This is a genomic window from Micromonospora sp. NPDC003944 (assembly GCF_053605225.1).
Map to the genome: position 1 here is coordinate 24,975 of NZ_JBSGIV010000045.1, position 21,582 is coordinate 46,556.

The 21,582-nt window shown below is 70.2% G+C and carries 10 protein-coding genes; 2 read left to right on the forward strand and 8 right to left on the reverse strand.

The features are described 5' to 3' along the window. Positions 1-115 precede the first annotated feature (115 nt). Together ACWER9_RS21675 and ACWER9_RS21680 are read left to right on the forward strand one after the other, a co-directional pair. Complete coding sequence (locus ACWER9_RS21675) at positions 116-1,561, forward strand: LVIVD repeat-containing protein (RefSeq protein WP_452303555.1); 1,446 nt, start codon at positions 116-118, stop codon at positions 1,559-1,561. Between the two features lie 145 nt (positions 1,562-1,706). Continuing rightward, positions 1,707-2,918, forward strand: a complete 1,212-nt coding sequence (locus ACWER9_RS21680; protein WP_452303556.1) for an SLC13 family permease — start codon at positions 1,707-1,709, stop codon at positions 2,916-2,918. Positions 2,919-2,939: 21 nt separating this feature from the next. On the opposite strand, the gene ACWER9_RS21685 is transcribed toward ACWER9_RS21680, so the two are convergent. The 8 genes from ACWER9_RS21685 to ACWER9_RS21720 all read right to left on the reverse strand — a co-directional run bounded on the left by ACWER9_RS21685 (position 2,940) and on the right by ACWER9_RS21720 (position 21,222). Then, positions 2,940-4,529 carry an asparagine synthetase B family protein gene (locus ACWER9_RS21685; RefSeq protein WP_452303557.1) on the reverse strand — a complete coding sequence of 530 codons (1,590 nt, stop codon included), beginning with the start codon at positions 4,527-4,529 and terminating at the stop codon, positions 2,940-2,942. A gap of 4 nt (positions 4,530-4,533) precedes the next feature. Next, positions 4,534-5,502, reverse strand: coding sequence for a DUF5715 family protein (locus ACWER9_RS21690; protein WP_452303558.1), 969 nt, complete (start codon positions 5,500-5,502; stop codon positions 4,534-4,536). 361 nt (positions 5,503-5,863) lie between these two features. Next, positions 5,864-6,661 carry an isocitrate lyase/PEP mutase family protein gene (locus ACWER9_RS21695; RefSeq protein ID WP_452303559.1) on the reverse strand — a complete coding sequence of 266 codons (798 nt, stop codon included), beginning with the start codon at positions 6,659-6,661 and terminating at the stop codon, positions 5,864-5,866. After that, a complete protein-coding gene (locus ACWER9_RS21700) occupies positions 6,658-7,686 on the reverse strand; it encodes a cytochrome P450 (protein ID WP_452303560.1) in 1,029 nt (342 codons plus the stop codon). Before ACWER9_RS21700 ends, ACWER9_RS21695 begins: the two co-directional genes overlap by 4 nt. 61 nt (positions 7,687-7,747) lie before the next feature. Next, on the reverse strand, positions 7,748-8,491 hold the full coding sequence (locus ACWER9_RS21705; protein WP_452303561.1) for an ArsR/SmtB family transcription factor: 744 nt from the start codon (positions 8,489-8,491) through the stop codon (positions 7,748-7,750). A gap of 96 nt (positions 8,492-8,587) precedes the next feature. After that, positions 8,588-10,804, reverse strand: coding sequence for a hypothetical protein (locus ACWER9_RS21710; protein WP_452303562.1), 2,217 nt, complete (start codon positions 10,802-10,804; stop codon positions 8,588-8,590). A gap of 297 nt (positions 10,805-11,101) precedes the next feature. Next, on the reverse strand, positions 11,102-11,368 hold the full coding sequence (locus ACWER9_RS21715) for a hypothetical protein (RefSeq protein ID WP_452303563.1): 267 nt from the start codon (positions 11,366-11,368) through the stop codon (positions 11,102-11,104). A 14-nt stretch (positions 11,369-11,382) separates the two neighbouring features. Further along, on the reverse strand, positions 11,383-21,222 hold the full coding sequence (locus tag ACWER9_RS21720; RefSeq protein ID WP_452303564.1) for an RHS repeat-associated core domain-containing protein: 9,840 nt from the start codon (positions 21,220-21,222) through the stop codon (positions 11,383-11,385). Positions 21,223-21,582: the final 360 nt, after the last annotated feature.

Below are 21,582 nucleotides of genomic sequence, written 5' to 3' on the forward strand. Positions count from 1 at the left end.
CATCGCGATGCTATCCATTGAAGAACTCACTTTGATGTGATCCAGGTCACATCGACGATCTTCGTCTGACGGTAACGTGTCAACCATCGTCTCCCCCTTGCGAAGGGCCCCGCCGATGATCAGACTCCACAAGCCACGGTTACGACAACTGCGCATCGTGGCGCTCGCCACGACCGGCCTCCTCGTCGCCAGCGCCCTCGTCTCCCCGGCGAGCAACGCCCAGGCGGTGCCGCAGGCGGCCCCGGCGCCCGCGCTGACCAACACGATCCCCGGCGTCGACGAGATCGTGAGCAGCCCCAACCTGCGCCAGATCGCGAACGTGCCGAAGGTCGCCCCGCTCGACGCGACCAACAGCGACATCGCCTTCCAGGGCAAGTACGCGTTCGCCGGCAACTACAACGGCTTCGTCATCTACGACATCTCGCGGCCCAGCGCCCCGACGGTCAAGGCCCGGGTGCTCTGCCCGGGGTCGCAGAACGACATCTCCGTCCACGGTGACCTGCTCTTCCTCTCCACCGACTCGTCCCGCAGCGACGACTCCTGCAACAGCACCACGCAGGGAGCGAACGTGAAGGACTCGTGGGAGGGCATCAAGGTCTTCGACATCAAGGACAAGGCCAACCCGCGCTACATCAAGTCCGTCGAGACGGCCTGCGGCTCACACACCCACACGTTGGTGCCGGGCAAGGACCGCAAGGCCGTCTACCTGTACGTCTCCTCGTACAGCCCGCGGGCCGAATTCCCGGACTGCCAGCCGCCGCACGACTCCATCTCCATCATCAAGGTGCCGGTGAAGAAGCCGACCGACGCGGCAGTGGTCGCGACGCCGAACCTCTTCCCGGACGGTGGCTTCCCCGGCAGCGAGACCGGCTCGGCGACCACCGGTTGCCACGACATCACCGCCTACCCGTCGAAGGACCTGGCCGCCGGCGCCTGCATGGGTGACGGCATCCTGCTCGACATCAAGAACCGCGAGGCACCCCGCGTCATCAACCGGGTCCGGGACGAGGTCAACTTCGCGTTCTGGCACTCGGCCACCTTCAACAACTCCGGCACCAAGGTGATCTTCACCGACGAGCTGGGTGGTGGCGGGGCGGCGACCTGCAACGAGGCCGTCGGCCCGAACCGCGGCGCGGACGCCATCTACGACATCGCCGGCCGTGGCAACGCCCGGACGATGGCCTTCCGCAGCTACTACAAGATCCCGCGGGCGAACGCCGACACCGAGAACTGCGTGGCGCACAACGGCTCGCTGATCCCGGTGCTCGGCAAGGACATCATGGTCCAGGCGTGGTACCAGGGTGGCATCTCGGTGTTCGACTTCACCGACTCGGCCAACCCGAAGGAGATCGCCTTCTGGGAGCGCGGCCCGCTCTCCGCCGACACGCCCGTCGGCGGTGGCACCTGGTCCGCGTACTACTACAACGGCCACATCTACTCCAACGACATGGTGAAGGGCCTGGACGTCCTGGAGCTGAACGACTGGCGTACCTGGACGGCCAAGCTGACCCGTTACCAGGAGCTCAACGTGCAGACCCAGCCCAGCTACCTGGGCTGGTAGGCACCGCGTACGACACCGGGCCCGGTCCCCGATCCACGGGGGCCGGGCCCGGCCCGCGCCTGGGCCCGGCCCTAAACGGTGGGGCCCGTCACCAGGACGGGGGTTGCGGACCGGCTGGCCAGGGGCTGTGCCACCGTGAACAGATGTGACAGTCGCCGCCCCGCCCGAACCGACCACGCGCTGGCGGCCCCACCCGCTGGACGTGGTGGCGGCCGTCCTCGCCATTGTCGGCGCGGCCTGCGCGCTGAGCGGGCTGCTCCCCCGCGCCGAGACCACCGCCACCCTGCACCGGATCCTGCCGCTGCTGCTGTTCCTCGGCACCGTGATCGTGCTCGCCGAGCTGACCGCCGTGGCCGGCGTGTTCGACGTGCTGGCCAGCCGACTGGCCATCGCCTCCCGGGGCAGTTGGGCCGCACTCTTCCTGCTCTGCGGTGGCCTGGCCACGCTGACCACCCTCGTGCTCAACCTCGACACCACCGCCGTGCTGCTCACCCCGGTGCTGCTCGCGCTGGCCCGCAACCTGCGGATCCCCGCCGCCCCGCTCGCCGTCACCACGGTCTGGTTGGCGAACACCGCGAGCCTGCTGTTGCCGGTGTCGAACCTGACCAACCTGCTCGCCGCCGACCGGGTCGGGCTGGCGCCCCTGGCGTACGCGGCCCGGATGGCGTTGCCGCAGGTCGCCGCCGTGGCGGTCACCATGGCCCTGCTCTGGTTCGGGTGGTGGCGGCGGGAGCGGCCGGCCGGTGGGCGTTTCGTCCCGCCGACCCGGCACCAGCCCGCCGACCCGGTGCTGCACCGTACGGCGCTCGCCGGCTGTTTGATCTTCGTCGCCGGCATCCTCGCCGGCGTGGAGATCGGGCTCGCCTCCACCGTCGCGGCCGCGTTGGTGGTCGTCGGTTTCCTCGTCCGCTCCCCCGCCACGCTGCGCCCCGGGCTGGTCCCGGTACGCCTGCTGTTCTTCGTGACCGGCCTGTTCCTGGTGGTGCAGACCCTCGGCCGGCACGGGCTGGACGACGTGGTCGGCACCCTGCTCGGCGTCGACGGTGGCGCGCTGGGCGCCCTCCGCGCGGGGGGCACCGGAGCCCTGCTCGCCAACGCGGTGAACAACCTGCCCGCCTACCTGGCCGGCGAGTCGGTGCTGCCCACCGCCGACCACACCCGCCTGCTGGCCCTGCTGATCGGCACCAACGTCGGCCCGCTGGCCGCTCCCTGGGCGTCGCTTGCCACCCTGCTGTGGTTCGAGCGCTGCCGGGCTGCCGGGGTGGCGGTGCCGGTGACCCGGTTCGTGCTGACCAGCACCCTGCTCGCGGTCACCGGAACGCTCGCCGCGGTCGGCGCGCTGCTGCTGGTGACCTGACACCTCCCGGGCGCGCGGCCGTCAGCGGCGGGCCGGGCGCGGGCCGACCAGCCGGCGGACCATCGGGGCGGCGTTCCACTTGGCCGCGCCGACCAGGTCACGGGCGTGTTCCAGGACCGTGTAGTCCGGTCGGGTCAGCCCATCGGCGATGGCCCGGTCCAGGTCGTTGCCGCAGCGGCTCAGCACGGTGTCGAAGTCCCGGCGCACCGGCTCCTGCAGTTCGTAGCCGAAGGAGCGGTGCAGCCGGGCGAAGAGCGGCTTGTACAGCCGGACCCGCTCGTGCAGCCCCGAGGAGTACGACATCGGGTTCTTCGGACGACGGACGACGTAGTCGGGCAGCACGTCGGCGAACGCCCGCCGGACGATCCACTTCTCCTGCCCGTGGCGCAGCTTCAGGTCCACCGGCAGCCGCATCGCCAGCTCCACCACGCTGAGGTCGAGGAACGGCACCCGGGCCTCCACGCCGTGCGCCATGGCGGCCCGGTCGACCCGCTGCAACTCGGTGCGGCACAGGTTACGGATCCGGTGCAGGAACAGCCGGCGGGCCGCCGCCGGGCCGACCTGGTGGTACATCCGGTACCCGCCGAACAGTTCGTCGGAGCCGTCGCCGGTCAGCACCACCTTGATGCCCAGGTCGCGGAGCCGCCGGAAGATCGGCACCGAGACGACGGCGTTGATGATGTCGCCGTACTCGGTCAACTCGGAGATCCGGATGGCCTCGCGGACGTCGGCGAGCCGGATGTCGCGCGGACGCAACTCGACCACCACGTGCGGCACGTCGAGGTCCGCGGCGAGCCGCCGGGCGTACGCCACGTCGGGGCTGTCCGCCACGCCGACCGTCACCGCGACGCAGTCCGGGTGGATGTCCCGCACCTGCCGCAGCGTCAAGGAGCTGTCCAGGCCACCGGAGAGCACCACCCCGACGGTCAGGTCGGTCTCCACCCGCATCCGGATCGCGTCGCTGAGCGCGGCGCGGACCAGCAGCGCCGCCTCGTCCGGGTCGTCGATGACCGGCAGGCCGTCGCCGATGGTGAGCAGGTCGACGTACGGGCTCAGTCGCACGTGCCCGTCCGCCTCCGCCCAGCCGTGGTGCCCGGGCGGCACCTCGGCGATCGGGGTGCCGTGCCCGACGAGCGCCTTGACCTCGGATGCGAGGTGCAGGCAGCCGGGCCGACGCGACCAGTAGAGCGGCTTCACACCGAGCGGGTCGCGGGCCAGGTACGCCCGGCCGGTGGCCCGTTCGACGATGGCGAAGGCGTACTCGCCGCGGAGCCGGGTCACCGCCGTCTCGCCCCACTGCTGGAACGCGGCGAGCAGCACCTCGGTGTCGCTCTCGGTGCGGAAGGCCTGCCCCAGGCGGGTCAGCTGCGCCCGCAACTCCCGGTAGTTGAAGATCTCACCGTTGAAGCAGAGCAGCCAGCGCTCGTCGGTCGACGTCCACGGTTGCACCGCCCGGTCCCGGTCCACGATCCGCAGCCGGCGGGTGCCGGTGAGCAGCCCGTTCTCGGACCGGGTCTCGGTGACCTCACCGCGCGGGGCCAGCGCGGCGAGCATGCGCCGGAAGGTCGCCGGGTCCGCCTCGGGGCCGATGCTCAACGCGATGCCGCACACCGGCTCACACCCCCATCTCAGCCTCGTACGCCCGGCGTAGGCGTCGCCGGGCGGTGGGTGCGAGACACAGGTGCCAGGCCTGCCCCTCGTCGATCACGTTCAGCTCACCGGCCTCCTGCCGGCTCAGCAGCAGCTCCGCCAGGGCGTCTCGCGCGCCGAAACGCTCGAACCAGGCCAGTTCGACATCGACGGAGTAGCCGAGGCAGTGCCCACTGGGCAGCATCGCCGCGTAGCCCAGGCGGCGCAGCCGGTACTGGTGTTCGGCGCTGCGGACCAGGCTGGTCACCCAGAGCGGCGGGGTGGCCGGCGGCGCGACGGCGGCGAACTCGCGTCCGATGTCGTTGAGCAGCGCCACCACCTCGCGCCGGGCGCGACGGAACAGCAGCCCCGCGGTGTGCGGGGTGGCGTCGGGCCGCAGCCGGCGCCGCAACCCCCGCGCGGCCCGGCCCAGCATCGTGGCGGGCTGCTCCTGGTAGCGGAACCGCAGCAGGTCGCGGCGACGCAGCCACTCCAGGTCGACAAGATCGGCACTGCCGTTGACCTGGTCGTCGGTGACGAAGGTCGGGGCGTCCTGCCACCACAGCACGTCGATGCGGGAGAGCAGGTAGATCCGGACCAGCGCGCTGAGGTCCCGCGCCGAGGTGCGGTCGTTCGGCTGGTAGCGGGCCATCTCCAGCAGCAGCGTCTCGCGCGCGCCGATCAGCCCTTGCGGGGTGGCGTCGAGGACCGCGGCGAGCGCCGGCTCGCGCAGCCGCTGGTCGATGAGCACCTGCCGTGCCCGGGTGCTCGCCGCGTCGGCCAGGGCGCCGACCTCGACCAGCAGCTCGGCGACGGCCGCGCGGTACGCGGGCAGGTCGGGTGCGGGGGCGGGGACGCGACGAGGAGTCGTGCCGGAGGGTCGACGGCGGGCCGGAGCGGTGCGCGACGGAGGCGAGCCGGGCTGCTGTCCCGGGCTACGGCTGGGCACTCGCATGACGGGTCCCTTTCTCCGGTCACGGCACGGGGTGGTTCGCCCTGAAACACACCGTAATCATCCTGACCGGAACGGACCGAACATTCCTCCTATCTCCCCTCGAAGGGTGCGGGACGTCGGCTACGCGCGGTGCTGGGGCAGCCGCCAGCGGTCACGCTGGTGTGCCGCCGAGGCGGCAGGGACCGAAGGGTGGACGCGCTGCCTTTGGAGCTGATGTCGTGAACGATTCAGCTCCATAGGCACCGAACAGCAGATGGCGCCGGCCGACAGCCCTCGTTGACGCACGCCCTCCCACCCGGCTCGGGCCCGCCGCCGAGGGCGGCCGGGAGCAGATCAGTCGCCGATGGCGGCCGGGAGCACGTCAGTCGCCGTCCGCCGGTACCAGGGCCTGCACCTCGGCGTACGACGGCAGTCCCGTCGGTGCGGCGAGCCCGCCGAGGCGGACGGCGTCGGCTGCGGCGAGGGCGGCGCCCAGCGCGACCCGGAACAGCAGCGAGCCGGTGCTGACCCGGGCCACCCCGGCCCTGCCCAGCTCGGTCAGCCCCGGCCCGCCCGGCTGGTACAGCGCGTTCACCGGAGCGTCGATCCGCTCGGTGAGGACGCGCAGGATGGCCAGGTCGACGGTCCCGGGCACGAAGATCCCGTCGGCACCGGCCAGCCGGTAGGCGTGAGCGCGAGCGAGGGTCTGCGGCAGCGGGTCGTCCACCCCGAGCCACCATGTGTCGGTGCGGGCGTTGACGAACAGCTCCGGCACCGCCGCCTTCACCGCTGCGACCTTGGCAGCGATGACCTCGGTGTCGGCGAGGGTCCCATCGGCGCGACCGTCCTCCAGGTTGACCCCGACCACGCCGAGACCGGCCAACTCCGCCACGTACTCGGCGACCTCCGCCGGGTCGTCGCTGAACCCGCCCTCCACGTCCACGCTGAGCAGCACCGGCAGCCCAGCCAGTCGGCGGGCCAGGGCGAGGGTCTCCCCCGCGGTGGCCGCCACGCCGTCGGGCAGGCCGGCGGTCGCGGCGACCCCGAGGCTTGTGGTGCCGAGGGCCGGATACCCACCTGCGGCGAGCGCTGCGGCCGAGGCGTGGTCCCACGCGTTGGGCAACAGCAGTGGGCGGCCGGCGCGGTGCAGGGCGTGGAACGCGGCACGACTGTCGGTCATCGGGCGCTCACCTCCAGACTCGTCGGCACCCGCAGGGTCGGGTGCGGTTCGTGCCGCAACGGGTTCGGGCCGCGCCGGCAGCGCTCCCGCAGCACGTCGAGCACCCCGCTGGCCAGCGCCAGGGCGTGCCGGTCGCCGGGGCAGCCCCGCTCCCCCGTCCCGAAGGTCAACAGCCCGGCACCGGGCCGACCGGGCTGGAACGTCGCCGGCTCGGGAAACACCTGCGGGTCACGGTTGGCCGCGTCGAAGCGCAGCAGCACCGGGCTACCCTTCGGGAGGTTGCGCCCGCCCAGGCGCACCCGGTCGACGGTGACCCGTCGGGTGGCCCGGACCGGCGGGTCGAGGCGCAGCACCTCGGCCAGCAGGTCGGCGGTTCGTGCCGTGGTCGGCGCGCCACCCGGGGGCAGCAGGTGATGGGCGGCGGCGCCGATCAGGCCGGCCGTCGCGTCGCACGCCTGGACCAGCAGGCCGATCAGGTTCGCCCGTACCTCCGGCGGACCCGGCGGCGCGAGCGCCAGCAGCGCCGCGACCGCCTGGTCGGCCCGCGTGGCCGACGCCGGTTCCACCCCCGGGAGGTACGCCGCAGCGACGACCGCGGCCGCCGTCCCGGCGGCTGCCGGATCAGCGAAGCCGAGGCGATCGGCCAACACCCGCAGCGGCACCGGCCGGGCCAGGTCCCGCATCACGTCGACGCGGTCGCCGGCGCGGTCGAGGACGGCCCCGGTCAGCTGTGCCGCGTCATCTCGCAGCTCGTCAGGATCGAGCGGGACCAGCGCCGCCACCGCGACCGCCCGACGCTCGGCGTGCCGCTCGGGCGGGCTGAACCGGCTGACCGTGGCGCGCAGCCACGCGAGGGTGCCAGGCGGACCATTGTGGACGGACGCCACCTGGAACGCCGGGTTGGTCAGCGCCGCCAGCACGTCGGCGTGCCGGGTCACCCACCAACCGCGCTCCGGCTCGAACGAGGGCGGCCCACACGTGGGTGTTCCCGGGGCGGGCGCGATAACGGGCCAGTTGTCAGTCACCGCCCGACGGTAGGGCGCGAACCGTTCGCCCCGGACCGAACGATCCCGCCGTGATCGCTGGTCAGGCGCGGCCGCTCGTGGCCGCAGGCGCCGCCGGCGGGTCGAGGGTGTGCTCGGGGATGGCCAGGGCGGCGGCCAGCCCAGGGCGGCCGTGGGCGGTGAGACGGACGGCGCGGCCGGTGCCCTGGCTGATCCAACCCAGGTCGGTGAAGTGGCGGCACAGCGCCGCGCCGAGCGCCCCGGCGAGGTGCGGGCGGCGTTCGGTCCAGTCGAGGCAGTCGCGGACCACCGGGCGGCGGGCGGCACGCAGCACCGCCACGGGTACGCCCAACCCGGTCACCCAGGCCCACCCGTCGGGCGTCAGCGTCAACCCGCCGGACCTGTCGAGCCGGCGCTCGCGCAGCAGCGCGTCGTACATCAGCACACCGAGCCGTCCGGCGAGGTGGTCGTAGCAGGTCCTGGCGTACGCCAGGGAGGCGGTGACGGTCGCCGCGCGCAGCGACCCGGTCGGGGTGGGCGTGGGCGGGGCGTACCCGGCCAGGTCCTCGATCAGCTGGGCCACCGACGGCCCGGCCAGCCGCAGGTAGCGGTGCCGGCCCTGCCGTTCCTCGACGAGCAGCCCGCCCTGGACGAGCCGGGTGAGGTGGTCGCTCGCCGTCGACGGGGCGACCCCGGCGCGCCGGGCCAGTTCGCCGGCGGTCCAGGCCCGACCGTCGAGCAGCGCCACGCACATCCCGGCGCGGGTGCCGTCGGCCAACAGGGCCGCCAGCTCGGCCATCCCCCGACCGTCGGCGCCAACGCTCATCGGCCCAGTCTAGGGAGGCTGACGCCGAGCCGGTGAACGACGACCCGGGGGCCTCCGTCACGTGGACGAGGGCCCCCGGGCTGACGGTGCCGAGGCTCAGGACTTCGGCGTGGGGATCAGGTGTGCGGTGAAGCTGACCGCCGACGGGCTGACCTTCGCTGCCGCCATTCCGCCGGGGGCGGCGAACCGCCGGTCCAGCGCGATGGTGGTGTTGTTCCGGTTGCGGTAGACCACCACGAACCCGATTCCGGCGGAGTTCTGGATCGGCGCGATGGTCGGATCGGTGGCGGCCGTGGCAGCGGTCGGGTCGCTGGGGTTCTCGTACAGGCGCAGCCACTCACCCCAGGTGCCCGAGCCCTGCTCGGCCTCGTACACCCGGTACATCTCGTTGTCGCTGCCGCGAGCGACGACAACGATCCGGCCCAGAGCCGGGTCGACGATGGCGGCCGGCGATCCGGCGGCGGTGAACGTCCCCACCGTCTGCCAGGCGGTCGGCCAGGCCCCGCCCAGTTCCTGCTTCTTCAGGACCAGGGAACCATCGGCCGCACGCGCCACCACCGCGCTACGCGGGCCCTGGATGAGGAACGCGGCAGGCACGCCTGTCACGTTCCCGCCCAGGTCGGTCCACCCGGTGAGGGCGCCATCGGTCGAGTAGACAGCGGTCTTGATGGTGCCGGTGCTGGTGGTGGCGACCAACTGGATCCCCCCGGTGCCAAGGTCGACAGTGGCGAGCCCACCGGCGAGGTCGACGTCACCCAGGCTCTTCCACGACGCGGTGGTTCCGGTCTGGCGGTAGTGCCACAGAACACCATCGACGTCCACGCCGAAGATCACGCTCACGCCGTTGGCGAGGGTGACAGCGGTCGGCGGTGCCGCCATGGTCGCGCCGAGGCTTCCGGTCGTCCCCCAGGTCGCGGCGTTCGCCGCCGTCTGGGCACCGGCCCAGACCGTGCCCGTGGTGTGCAGGGCGCTGATCTGCATCTGCTTGGTGGCGCTCAACACGTTGAGCGAGGGCTGCCCGGTAAAGGCCTCCGCGCCGAACAGCGGGATGTGCTGGAAGCTGCTGAAGTCATCGGGGTTCGACTGGTGGACGACCCGCACCTGACCGGTGTTGTCGGTGTGGGCGTAGACGACGGTCCCTACCGCACTGCCTTCGCTCGGCTGTCCCTGCAGTGCCGCCGAGCGAGAGAAGGACGCCACCGGCAGGAACGGCATCGGGTCGGCGAACCAGCCCTGCAGGTCGACCACGACGTGCACGGTCCCACTGCTGGCGTTCTTGATCCGTACCTTCCCCTCGGTGCCCAGCTTGGTCACCATGATGCTGGAGCGGGCGACGTGCCCGGCGGTGAAGTTGGTGGTCGACATGATGTTCGCGGCGCTGCCCAGCGGCGTGACGGTGAAGTATCCGCCGGACGTCGGGGCGACCGCGTGCACGTTGAGGACGGCGGCGGCGATGCCCCGGGTCGGCAGGCCGTTGGTGCCCGCCACCGCGACGTCGACGGTGCCGCCAGCGGGCACCGGCTGGGCGCCGCTGGGAAGACGGCTGTCGTGCAGGGTGGTCGCCGGCACCGGGCGCAGACCGGCACCGGTGGTGGGGTTGCCGGTCCAGTAGCCCTGGACGGTGATGGCGACATGCACGGCCGGCCCGCGATTCTCCAGTATCACCGCGCCCCCGCCGCCGGGGTTCAGCTTGACCACCGCCCCCATCGACGTGTTGCCCTTGGCATAGTCGATGCCGGTCTCCGCGGTCGCGCTCGACCCGACGGTCAACCAACCGTTACCTGTCGCGCCGATCACCACGACGTCCAGCATGACCGCCGTCGCGGATGCGGGCACCAGCCCACCGCCGGAGATGTTCGCGGTACGCGTTCCCCGCGTCGGCATGGTGCCGGCGGCGATCCCCAGCCCGCTCCGGCTGTCGACCACCCGGATGGCGTCCACCGGCACGAAGCCGGAGCCCGTGCTACCGGTGGCGCTGGTGAAGTAGCCGACCAGGTCCACCCGGATGTGCACGTTGCCGCCCGCGTTGGACACCGCGAGCTTGCCGTTGGTACCGGGCTTGACCACCGCCGAGTTGGTCATGACCTCGCCGATCGAGGCGTTCATGGCCGAGGCGCTGACCGTCGTCAGGTCCGGGTAGATGCTCAGAAAGGTGTTGGCGGTCGGCTGGATCGCCGTCACGTCCACCATCAACGCGCTGACCCCGCTGCTCGGGACACCACCGACGCCGATTGCGTTGAACGTGGTGACGGACTTGGCACCCCGAACACCTGTGGTGCCGCCGGTGCCGTCGCGGGTGTCCAGCAGGGTCACGCTGTCAACCGGTACGAAGTCACCACCTCGGCCGGCAGCGTCAGCGCGCGCGGTCGAATCCGTCCCGAGCAGCATGATTCCGGTCGATGAAACAATAAGCAGCACGGCCAGTATGGCCCGCAGTGCTTGTCGCTCATTTCTCAATGTATACCCCGTTCTTGATTCACGATTATCCGAACAGCCAGCACCGCATCAACTCATTACCGAAAGGCCCTCCACCGAATCTTAGTTGTCAAAGCACGGACAAGGAGTTCGGTTGGGGCTAGCACCCCTGCGGGGGCACCAATTCACGGGCGGTTAGATACCCCCCGAGAAATCCGTTCCGAATCCAGCTTCTTGAGCAGTCCGGTTATTCCCTCCCCCACCTTCACCACGAATCGTTCCCTTCTTCCCGCGACGCTTTTTGGCCATCTCTTCGATAGCCCTGCGCGCCTCGCGTTGCCGAGCTTTCGGGTCATTGGCGAACCGCGCTTTGCGCCTACGCGCGCGCCACTGCAATCCGCCGGCAACCAGACCAGCAACAACAACCACCACCGCAAGCACCAACAGAATCGACTCGCTCATGACCACCTCGCCCCCTAAAGGCTGCTCTTAATCCTCGCCCAAACGCCAACAACAAGAATCAGGCCAGCACCTATCGGATCCGTTCCCGCTATCTTGACCGCGTCCACCACTCCCTTGAAACCATTGGCGATCGCCGCGTGATTCGACTGCCGCCTGGTCAACTCATCGGCGAACGTGATACGCCTATTAGCCGTCTCAGGTGCACCCTCGTCAAGCCCAGCGGCAAGATCGCCTGAGGGCTCTCGCCCCCCTGGACAGGTGCATTGCTGCGGCTCGCGGAGATTTCGGTTCGGTATGCTCGTCGGCCCACCGTGTACCGCACAGGTAGAGCCGGCGTTGTGAACGAGGACTGGGGTACTACCAGCCAGAACATGGTAGGTATGGAGGCTGTCGACGGTGAGGTTGTAGACCTGGTGGTACGCGGTCCACTTTCGAGTGGTAACGACAGACGCTGGCCGGTGATCAGCAGTCTCGAAGACGTAGCCGCTCACCAAATCGGCGGCCTCGACCCAACGCTTCTGATCAGCGATCCAGAACGGGTGCCCGCCCGTCGAGGTCAGCTTCGCCTCGCTGTCACCCTGCCTGCCGTCGGTGTCGACGGTGATCTCCACCAGATTCTTGCTGCCTGTTCCGACGATGAGCGCGGTAACGGCGTGTTCCTCGACGCGGCCGCTCGTCGGATCAGTGGCGAGAACCTTGTCGCCGATGCGTACCTGATCAATTCGCTTGGAACTGCCGTCCGCCATGAGAACCCGGGTCTCACCGACGAAGCTGTTGGTGCACCCTCCAAGAAGCTTTCGCCCAACGTCCCGGGCTCCGGTAGCGATCGCGCGTGCCTCATCCAGACCCGCGCCCAGCGCCTTGTTGCCGGCTGAGCGCAGGCCGCCGCCCAAACCACGAATACCGGCACCCAACGCCTGGCCGCCGATCGAGCCAAGTGCCCCACCGATGGCACCGGTGAGCCCGCCCATCGCGGTGGCGCCGGCGAGGTCCCAGCCGCGCTTGCCGTCCATGTAGCCGGTGACCGCCGAGCCGACCGCTCCGGCGAGTGCTCCGCAGGCCACCGCTCCGACGCCGGTCCAGCCGATTGCCGCGCCGCAGCCCAGGCCGACGACGGCACCGACGGCGAAGCCGGCGATCTCGGCGGCGTGTTCGTCGACGAACTGGGTGGCCTTGTCCCATATCTTCTCGGCGCCCTCGACGAGCGGCGCCAGTTTCTGGGCGGCCGCCAGCCAGAGGTTCTGTTTGAACTTCTGTGGGTCTTGAATGGCCATTGTGGTGACCGCGACGACGCTCGCCGCCATCTTGAAGCCGGTGGAGACCACCTTGCCGAGCGTGATGAGCGGCTTCGTCAGGGCCTGGATCACCGGCAGCTTGGTGAACTTGACCGCTTGTTTGATGGCCGACTTCGCGGCGTTGGTCACCGCGACCTTCGCCTGGTAGATACGTTGCGCGACGACTCTTGCCTGCTGTTTCGCCCAGTCGGCAGCGCGGGAGAGTTGGTTGAGCCCGGACTGGATCTTCGAGCCGACGTAGCGGACGGCGTTCATGGTCTTCTCGCCGATCCACTTCGCGGTGCTGGAGATCGCTCGGCCGACAGCCTTGAGGCCGGACCAGGCGTAGTGAGCAACGGTGGACACGAAGTTCCTGGCGTAGTTGAACGCCGTGCTCGCGCCGCTGACCACGTTGGAGACGGTGTTGCTCACCGCGCTCGCGGCGCGCTTCATCCAACGCGGCCAGTGGCCGTCCGGGTCGTCGAAGTCCAGCGGGGCGCCAGCACCGTAGGTGTAGCGGTTGGCCAGGATCGAGTCGCCGGTGGTGTAGTTGACGCTGTCGCGCGAGGTGAACGTGCCGGTGCCGGGTTGGTACCACCGGGCGCCCATGTCGACCTGCCCGGTGGCCGGGTCGGTCCAGTCCCCCTGGAAGCCCAACCGGCTGGTGCTGCCGGTGCTGGTTATCTTCTTGCCGAACGGGTCGTACGCGGTCGAGTCGTTGAGCGTGGACAGCTGGGTGTCGGCCGGGTTGATGGCCGCCACCACGTCACCGTGGGCGTCGGTCAACGACAGTCGCTTGTCCGCGCCCTGGGCGGTGGCGAGCAGTTCGTCGTTCGGGCCCCGGCCGTAGTACTCGTACCCGTCGTGCACCACCTCGTCGCCCAGGCCGGCGTAGACGAAGGAGTTGCCGGTGCGGGACGCCACCCGGTCCAGGCCGTCGTAGGTGTAGGTCTGGTCCTGCGCCCCGGTGAGCCGGTCGAACGCGTCGAACGAGAACTGCTCCGCAAGCCCCGAGCTGGTGCGGGTCCTCAGCGTTCCCCGCGCGGTGTACGCGTAGGTGTAGTCGCCGTCGGAGAGCAGCCGGTTGCGTTCGTCGAAGGTCGCCGTCTTGGACCCGGCCCGGACCCGGTTGCCGCTGGCGTCCCAGGCGTACGTGACGGTCCCGGCCGGGCTGGTCCAGGACTTCAGCCTTCCGGCCTTGTCGTAGTCGTAGGTGTTGGCGCCGGCGCCGGCGGTGCCGGTGGTGTTCTTGCTGGTGAGGTGGCCGTTCAGGTCGAAGCCGTAGGTGACCGACGCCACCGTCTGACCACCGGCGTTGCGCAGCACGTCGCTGGCGACCCGCCCGTAGTCGTCGTACCCGAAGGTGCGGACTCGGCCGGCGCCGTAGTCGACGGTCTTGACGTCACCGGCGGCGTCGTAGTCCAACTTCTGCTGCTGGCCCGTGATGCTGTCGGTGAGCGTGTCGAGGCGGCCCTTGACGTAGGCGAAGGTGGCCGTGCCGGTCAGGTCCGTACGGGTGGCCACCTGGCCGTCGTCGTCGTAGCCAAAGCTCGCCGTGCCGGACGGGCCGGCGGTGGACAGCAGACCACCCCTGTCGTTCCAGTTGTACGTGTTGCTGCCGCCGGGGGCGTTGACGCTTGTCAACCGACCGTCCTGGTCGTAGTCCAGGGTGCGGGTCGCGGTCGGGGTGTCGCCCCCGGAGCCGGTCTCCACGGTCAGTCGACCTGCCGCGTCGTAGGTCCGCGTGCGGCTCACCCCACCCGGGGCGCTGAGCCGCACCGCGTTGCCGTCGGCGTCGTACGCGACGGTCCAGGTCCGGTCCGCGGCGCTCGGGTGGCTCGCCGTGGACGGCTCGATAGCCGACTCCGGCAGGCCCAGGGTGTTGTACGTGTAGATGGTGGAGTTGTTGCGGCCGTCGGTGTAGCGGGTCCGGTTGCCGGCGGCGTCGTACCCGAACGTGGTGGTGATCGGGTCGGCGTCGGTCGGCTCGACCTGCTTGACGAGTTGGTCCGCCGCGTCGTACTCGTAGGTGGTGACGGTGTTGTAGGGGTCCTTCGACGAGGTCATGTTGCCGGCCACGTCGTAGCCGTAGCTCTGGGTGCGCAGGACCGTGCCGTCGGCCTTGAGGTTCATCGTGCTGGTGCGGTTGCCGAACTGGTCGTACCCGATGCGGGTGGTGCGGCCGAGGCCGTCGGAGACCCGGACCTGGCGGCCGGCGAAGTCGTACCCGAAGATCGTGGCCACGCCGGTCGGCGCGGTGCTGCGGGTGATGTCGCCGGCCCCGTTGAAGGTGTTGACGGTGGTCGCGCCGGTCGGGGACGACGACGATGTCAGGTTGCCCGCGTCGTCGTAGGCGAGCCTGCTGACCAGGTTGCGGGTGGTCGGCCGGCGCTCGACGACGGTCTGGGTGACCTGCCGGTCGAGGTCGTCGTAGGTCGACTCGACCCGGGCGCCGGTCGGGCCGGTGACCGAGAGGACCTCGCCGGTACGGGTGTACGTGTAGCGGGTGAGCGCGCGGTCGTCGTTGGTCTTCGACGGCTCGTCCCGGACGGTGAGCCGGTTGAGCTGGTCGTACGTGTAGCTGGTGGTGCCCGCCGGGTCGGTCTCCTCCAGCACGTTGCCCAGGGCGTCGTAGCGGCGCTTGTGCTCGGGTGTCACCGTCTGGGACACCCCGGGAGCCTGGTACGTCGGCGCGAGGCTGCGCACCACCCGGCCGAGCTTGTCGTACTCCGAGGTGGAGACCCGCCCGAGCGGGTCCCTGACGGCGACCTGCTCGCCGAAGGTGTTGTAGCCGACCGAGCTGGTCGGGTTGGTGGAGACGGCCGTGGTGCCGCCGCTCTCGGCCAGCACGGTCGGGCCGCTCTGCCCGATCTGGCGTCCGAGTTCGTCGTAGCGGAAGGTGCTGGTGAACGTGGCCTTGTCGGCGCCGGAGACGTTGCCGCGCGGGTCGGTGACCGAGGTACGCAGGCCGCGCCTGTCGTACGTGTAGCTCGTCACCCGGGTGTTGCTGCTGCCGGTGACCTTCTCGGTGAGCACGTTGCCGGCGTCGTCGTAGGTGTAGTCGACGACCTCGGAGGAAGCCAGCACCTCCCAGTTCAGGTTCGACGAGTTGCCGGAGCGGACGACCTGCTTGACGTTGCCGTTGTAGTCGTAGGTGAAGGTGCTGGACCGACGCACCCCGGTGGGGTCCAGCACGGTGCTCTTCACCTTGCCGGTCTTGTCCGGCGTGTGGTCGGTGACCTGGGTGCCGTTGGCGCCGACCTTGCGGGTCACGTTGCCGGCGCCGTCGTAGGTGTTCTCCTCCACGACGTAGTCGCGCTTGGAGCCGTCGGGATTACGGAAGTCCTTCAGGGTGATCTTGTGAAGGAGGTCGTCGCGGTAGTACAGGTACTCCAGTCGCCGGCCCATGGCGTCGGTGTCGCTGGCGAGCCGCCCGGCGAAGTCGTACGAGTAGGAGTGCAGGACCAGGTAGTCGCCGGTGCCCGTGCCGGGGGTGCCGGCCGGGTCGCTACGCCAGTCCCGCAGCCGCACCTCGGCCACCTTGTTCTGCGCGGTGTACGCCCAGTCGTAGCGGTTGCCGTTGGCGTCGGTCATGGTCGTCTTGTTGCCGAACCGGTCGTACCCGTAGCTGGTCTCGTTGCCCTCCGGGTCGACGACCCGGACCGGCCGGCCCTCGTCGTCGTAATCGGTGCTGGTGACCCGCTCGGGGTCGCCACCGAGCAGGTCGGAGACGGTGACCTTGGTGGGGTTGCCGTCGGCGTCGTACTCGTTGACCGTCCGGCTCTGGTGCTGCTTGCCGCCGACGGCGTCGGTGGTGACCGGGCCGGTGACGGTGGCGACCCGGGAGTGCCCGTCGTAGGTGATCGTGGTGGTGACGCCTGCGGGATAGGTGTCGGAGGTGACCTTCTCGGTGATCCGTCGGCCGAGCGCGTCGTAGGTGTACTCGGTCACCAGCCCGGACGGCTCGGTCACCCGGTACAGGTCACCGTTGGCGTAGTACGTGTAGGTGGTGGCCTTGGTCTGCGCGTTGGTGATGCTGCTGGCCAGCAACCCGGACGGGGGGATGCCGTTGACGGTGGCCTCACCGCCGCTGGTGTAGGTGTGGGTGACCTTGCTGCCGTCCGGGTTGGTCTGGGTGAGCAGCTGACCGGTGCGCGGGCGGTAGGTGAAGGTGGTCAGGAAGTTGGTGTCGGTCGGGCCGGTGGAGCGGCCGTCGCGCTGCTCCACCGCCAGGTCGATCAACGGGTCGAACGGGTCGGTGATGGAGGCCGGGTAGGTGTAGTAGTTCGTGAAGCACTGGGTGGGGGTACGGCAGCTCTTGCGGGTGGCGAGACGGCCCCTGCTGTCGTACGTCATCTCCACCGAGTCACCGTTCTCGTTGGTGACCTTGCTCTGCTGGCCGTCGTCGTCGTAGGAGAACGAGCGGATGGCCATGCCGTCCAACGGGTGCCGCACGAAGATCGGCCCACCGGCGTCGCCGGGGATCACGGTGCAGAAGGCCGGGTCGTTCGGGTCGGGCTGGGTGCAGACCTCGGTCGGCGGAGGGGTCGGCGTCGGGCTGGCCTGCCCGGGCCGGTCCTCCTCGCGGGTCTCCAGCCCGAGCGGGGTGCCGGAGCGCAGCAGCCGACCGGCGAGCGCGTCGTACTCGTACAGGTAGGGGCGGTTGGCCGGGTCGAGGACCTGGACGCTGCGGCGCAGGTCGGTGTCGCCGCCGTAGACGGTGGGCTGGCCCACCTTCCAGGTTCCGCCGTTGTCGTCGGTGTACTCCTTGACCCGGTCGGTGGCCGTGTCGTACTCGACCTCGGTGGCGACCCGGCCGCTGGGCAGGGTGACCCGGGTCAGCTGCTGGGCGGCCGGCTTGGCGTACTGGAAGTGCGCCTTGGCGGTGTCCGGGCCGATGGGGTGGGAGTAGACGGCGATCTCGTCGATCGTTCCGGCGAAGTAGCGCTGGACGGTGCTGCCCCAGGCCGGCCATGAGGTGGGCGATGTCGCCGAGGCGAGGCCGGCCTGGTTGAAGGTCAGCAGCGAGTGCTCGATCGGCTGCCCGGCCAGGTCACCGACCTTGACCCCGTCGAGGTACATGGTCTGGGTGTTGGCCATCGCGGAGAGCACCACGTGGTGCCACTTGTTGTCGTTGACGGTGACGCCCGAGGTGATCGGCGCGATCGTGCCGGTGGCGAACTGGCCGCGCAGTCTGCCGTCGGTGCCGGTGTAGAGCAGCGGGACGCCGCTGGTGGCGGCGGTGCCGACGGCCGTGTCCTGGTAGCCGACGAGTGGGCCACCGGTCTGGGTCAGGCCGATCTTGAACCACAGCTCGACGGAGACGTCGCGGCTCTTCTTCACCAAACCCTTGGGCAGTTCCAGGTACGCCGAGGTGCCGTTGAAGGCGGCGGCGGTGCCGTTGGTGCCCTCCAGCACGCCGGGCTGGCCCAGGGTGACGTTGTTGCGGTACGTGCCGGCGTCCTTGCCCAGGTTGATCGCCACGTCGCTGGCCGCGCCGGTGCCCTCGGCCTCACCGAGGTGGTAGTACGAGTCGGGCTTGGCGTCGAGGACGGCGGTGCGGTAGTGCGACCCGGCCGCGTAGTCGTAGTTGGTGCAGGCGGACTCCGGGCCGCAGACCCTGGTCAGCAGGTCACCGTTGTAGGTGTAGTTCCAGGTCAGCTTCGCACCGTTGACCGCGTCGGTGCTGACCGAGGCGATGTGGTTGCCGTTCCAGGTGAAGGTCAGCGCACGGCCTGCGGTGTTGGTCTGGCTGTTGGAGACCTGCGCTCGGGCGAGCTTGCCGGTCATCGGGTCGAAGGTCAGGTTGACCGCGCGCCCGGCGTTGTCGGTGATCTTCTGGAGTTTGTTGAGCAGGGAGAACTGGTAGGTGTTCCCGGTGCGGTCGACCAACTTCCAGTTGCTGCTGTCGACGGTGAGCTTGGCGACCCGGCCCGGCGGTGGCGCGTACGTGCCGTCCGGGTTCTTGCCGAACCGCACCTCCTGGCCGTCCGGGTAGCGGACCACCACGTTGCCGGTGCCGTCGTTGTCGGGGACCAGCGTCATGTCGTACCGGCTGGACCAGCCGGCGCCGAAGACACCTGTCGTGCGGGGGTCGAGGCTGTTGTAGGTGCGGACGAGGTTCAGCTCCGGACCGACGGTCACCACGGTGGCGTCCACGGCCGAGGTGGCGAAGTTGCCGGTCTGAGCGTCGAACTCGCGGCCCTGCTCGGCGTTGGGCGAGGTGGCGATCCGGGACAGCAGGTCCGGTTGCGGCACCGAGCTGATGATCGTCGAGTACGGCGAGATGACCTCGTTGGCGCTGTCCTTGACGAAGGACCGCCACAGGTAGCTCTTGCCCCAGACCAACCGGCCAGCCGGCACCACCCAGGACTGCTTGGCCTGGTAACCGGAGGTGGTGCAGTTGGTCGCCGCGCCGGCGTCGGTGCGGTCGCAGACCTCGAACTTGAACGACAGGGTCGCGCCGGGTGCGGCGTCGGTGTCCACGGCCCGGGCCCAGAGCAACGGGGTGAGCGTCGGGGACTGGTACCCGTTCTCCGGGTAGAGCTCCTGCACGACAGGCGGAACGTCGAACACCTGGAGCACGATCCGACCGGGTGGCACCTGGTGGTCGGTGAAGACGGCGCCACCGGTACGCACCATCGTGAAGTCCAGGAAGTAGGTGCCCGGCTCCAGCCGCTTGACCGTCGCGTCGAGGGTGACCTTCGCGCCCCGGGCCAGGGTGGCGGGCAGGTTGGCCGCCCGCTGCTGGGTGACCGCGGCGCCGGTCTGCGCGTTGTAGACGCGGTACGCGAGGTAGTAGTTGGCAGGCGTCCACGCCTCGGCGCCGAGGTTGGTGACGGTCACCTTGACCTTGCCGTCCTGGTTGCGCAGGACGGCCGGCTCCGGGGTGGGCTTCGGGATCGCGTACCCGGCGTTGTACGGGCTGTGCGTGACGTACAGTGCCGGCGGGTTGGCGGTGCCGGTACCCGCGAACTTCTTCCACGCGGAACTGTCGGTGGTGGACGCACGGAGCGAGAGCCCGTTGTTGGCCTGTTGGCCGTTGGCCCAGCGCTGCACCAGGTTACGACCGGCGACGCCGAGGTCGAACATCTCACCGGCCGCCGGGCAGGCGGACTGGGACTGACCGAGGGCGACGTACCCGTGGGCGAACGAGCGGCTGACAAGCGAGCCACCCACCGACGGCCCCGGGTACGAGTAGCCGGTGCCGGCCGACCACGACTCGGTGACCGGGTGGACGGTGACGGCGCGCGCCTTGCAGGAGGCCGCGTCGAAGTTGACAGCGGAGAGCGCCGCACCGTGGATGGTGTGGTTCTGCAGGCGACTCACGAGGGTGCCGAACTTCAGGTAGGCCGCGGCGTTGGATCCGCCGGAGCGACCGACCAGCAACTCGTCCTTACCCAGCGTGGAGCTGCTTCCGTGCACGTACATGCTGCTGTCGGCGGTGACCGCGGCGACCGGAGGGCCGACTGTCGGGTCGACCTCGACCGGGTAGTGCCGGGCCGGGTCGGTCAGCCAGGCCCGGTCGGGGGTTACCTTCAGCGCCGTCTGCCCACCCGTGGTGACCAGCTCGTACGCCACCTTGGTGGAGGTGGCGGGGCCGACAGCGCCCGAGCCGGCGTCGATCATGTAGCCGGGTGGGATGACCCCCCGGGCGTTGCCGGCGCGGTCGCTGAGGACGACCTGACCGTCGACCAGCTTCGCGGTGAGGTTGCGCAGGTTCAGCGGGAACACGTACGACGCGGGTGCCTTGGCCGAGTGCAGGACCAGAGTCTCCTTCACGCCACCGGCCCGGGGCTCCAGGCGCAGGTCGACGTCGGGCCGGATACCGGGGTAGGTCACGGTGGTCCCGTCCACCCGGGCCGCGGTGTTGGTCGCTCCGGACAGCCGGAAGCCGAACTCGGTCTCCCCGTCGAAGCTCAGCCGGGCCACCTCGGCGGCGGTGCCGTTGCCGGCGAGGCGCAGGCCGACCGAGTCGGCGGTGGTCGTCCACCCGCCGGCCGCCGGCACCAGCGTGTGGTCGATGGGCGCCAGGGTGCCGTCCGGCTTGCGGTAGTTGATCGGTGCGGACGAGAACTCGGTGGTCTGGGTGCCGTCGGCGTTGTCGAACACCCGCTGGTTGACGTCGCGTTCGCCCGGCCGTTCGCGGCTGGTCCGCTTGTCGAAACCGCGGGTGTCGTCGACGGGAGCGGTGGCCACCGACGCCTTGTTGCGTCCGGGGGCCGGCTTGTCGGCGAACCTGTGCAGCGGGTACTGCCCGCGCAGCGACTTGGGCACGTCCCGGTTGGGTCGTCCGGTCGTCAGGTGCGCCTTGCCCGCCGCCGAGCCCCAGGCCTGGCTCGGCTTCTTGCCGCCGCCCTGGCTGGTGGAGGTGGCACCGTCGCGGTCCCGGGCACCACCCGCCGGCAGCGCGGTCACCCCGCTGCCGCCCAGGTTGAGCATCAACACGCCGGCCAGGGCGGCCGCCAGGATGGACCGGCTGGTGCCGGAGCCGAAGACCGAGCGTTGCCGGGGCAGCCGACCACGCAGATCGGTCAGCCGACCGCGAGGGTCGGGCAGACGCCGAATGCTGAAGGACATGGTCACCCCTGGATCGAGGAGGACGGAGAAACCGGGAGAGGCACGCGATGGTCGCGGGACCGGCGACGGTCACGCGAAACCGTGTGTGGACGCCGTCTCCTTCACAGGGCACGGCGATACGTCGTCGACCGATCGGTCGACGGAAATCTCAGAAGAACTGAAGAGGACGATCGAGTGGACGAAAGTCACGCCAGAGCGGGTCGTCCAATAAGTCCGGTATCGCCTCGGTACGGCACAATGCCGCCAGGTGAGCGGTCACAGCTTCACACCCCCGTGTGCTGCTACTCATCGATATGCCGCTGAAGGTTGCAGCACGTTCAGTCGGCTGTCAAGGCATGACCGCAGAGAGTTAGATGATCA

Coding starts and splice junctions, on each gene's coding strand:
- ACWER9_RS21675 (WP_452303555.1), top strand. CDS start 116: ATGATCAGACTCCACAAGCCACGGTTACGACAACTGCGCATCGTGGCG.
- ACWER9_RS21690 (WP_452303558.1), bottom strand. CDS start 5,502: ATGCGAGTGCCCAGCCGTAGCCCGGGACAGCAGCCCGGCTCGCCTCCG.
- ACWER9_RS21695 (WP_452303559.1), bottom strand. CDS start 6,661: ATGACCGACAGTCGTGCCGCGTTCCACGCCCTGCACCGCGCCGGCCGC.
- ACWER9_RS21705 (WP_452303561.1), bottom strand. CDS start 8,491: ATGAGCGTTGGCGCCGACGGTCGGGGGATGGCCGAGCTGGCGGCCCTG.
- ACWER9_RS21715 (WP_452303563.1), bottom strand. CDS start 11,368: ATGAGCGAGTCGATTCTGTTGGTGCTTGCGGTGGTGGTTGTTGTTGCT.
- ACWER9_RS21720 (WP_452303564.1), bottom strand. CDS start 21,222: ATGTCCTTCAGCATTCGGCGTCTGCCCGACCCTCGCGGTCGGCTGACC.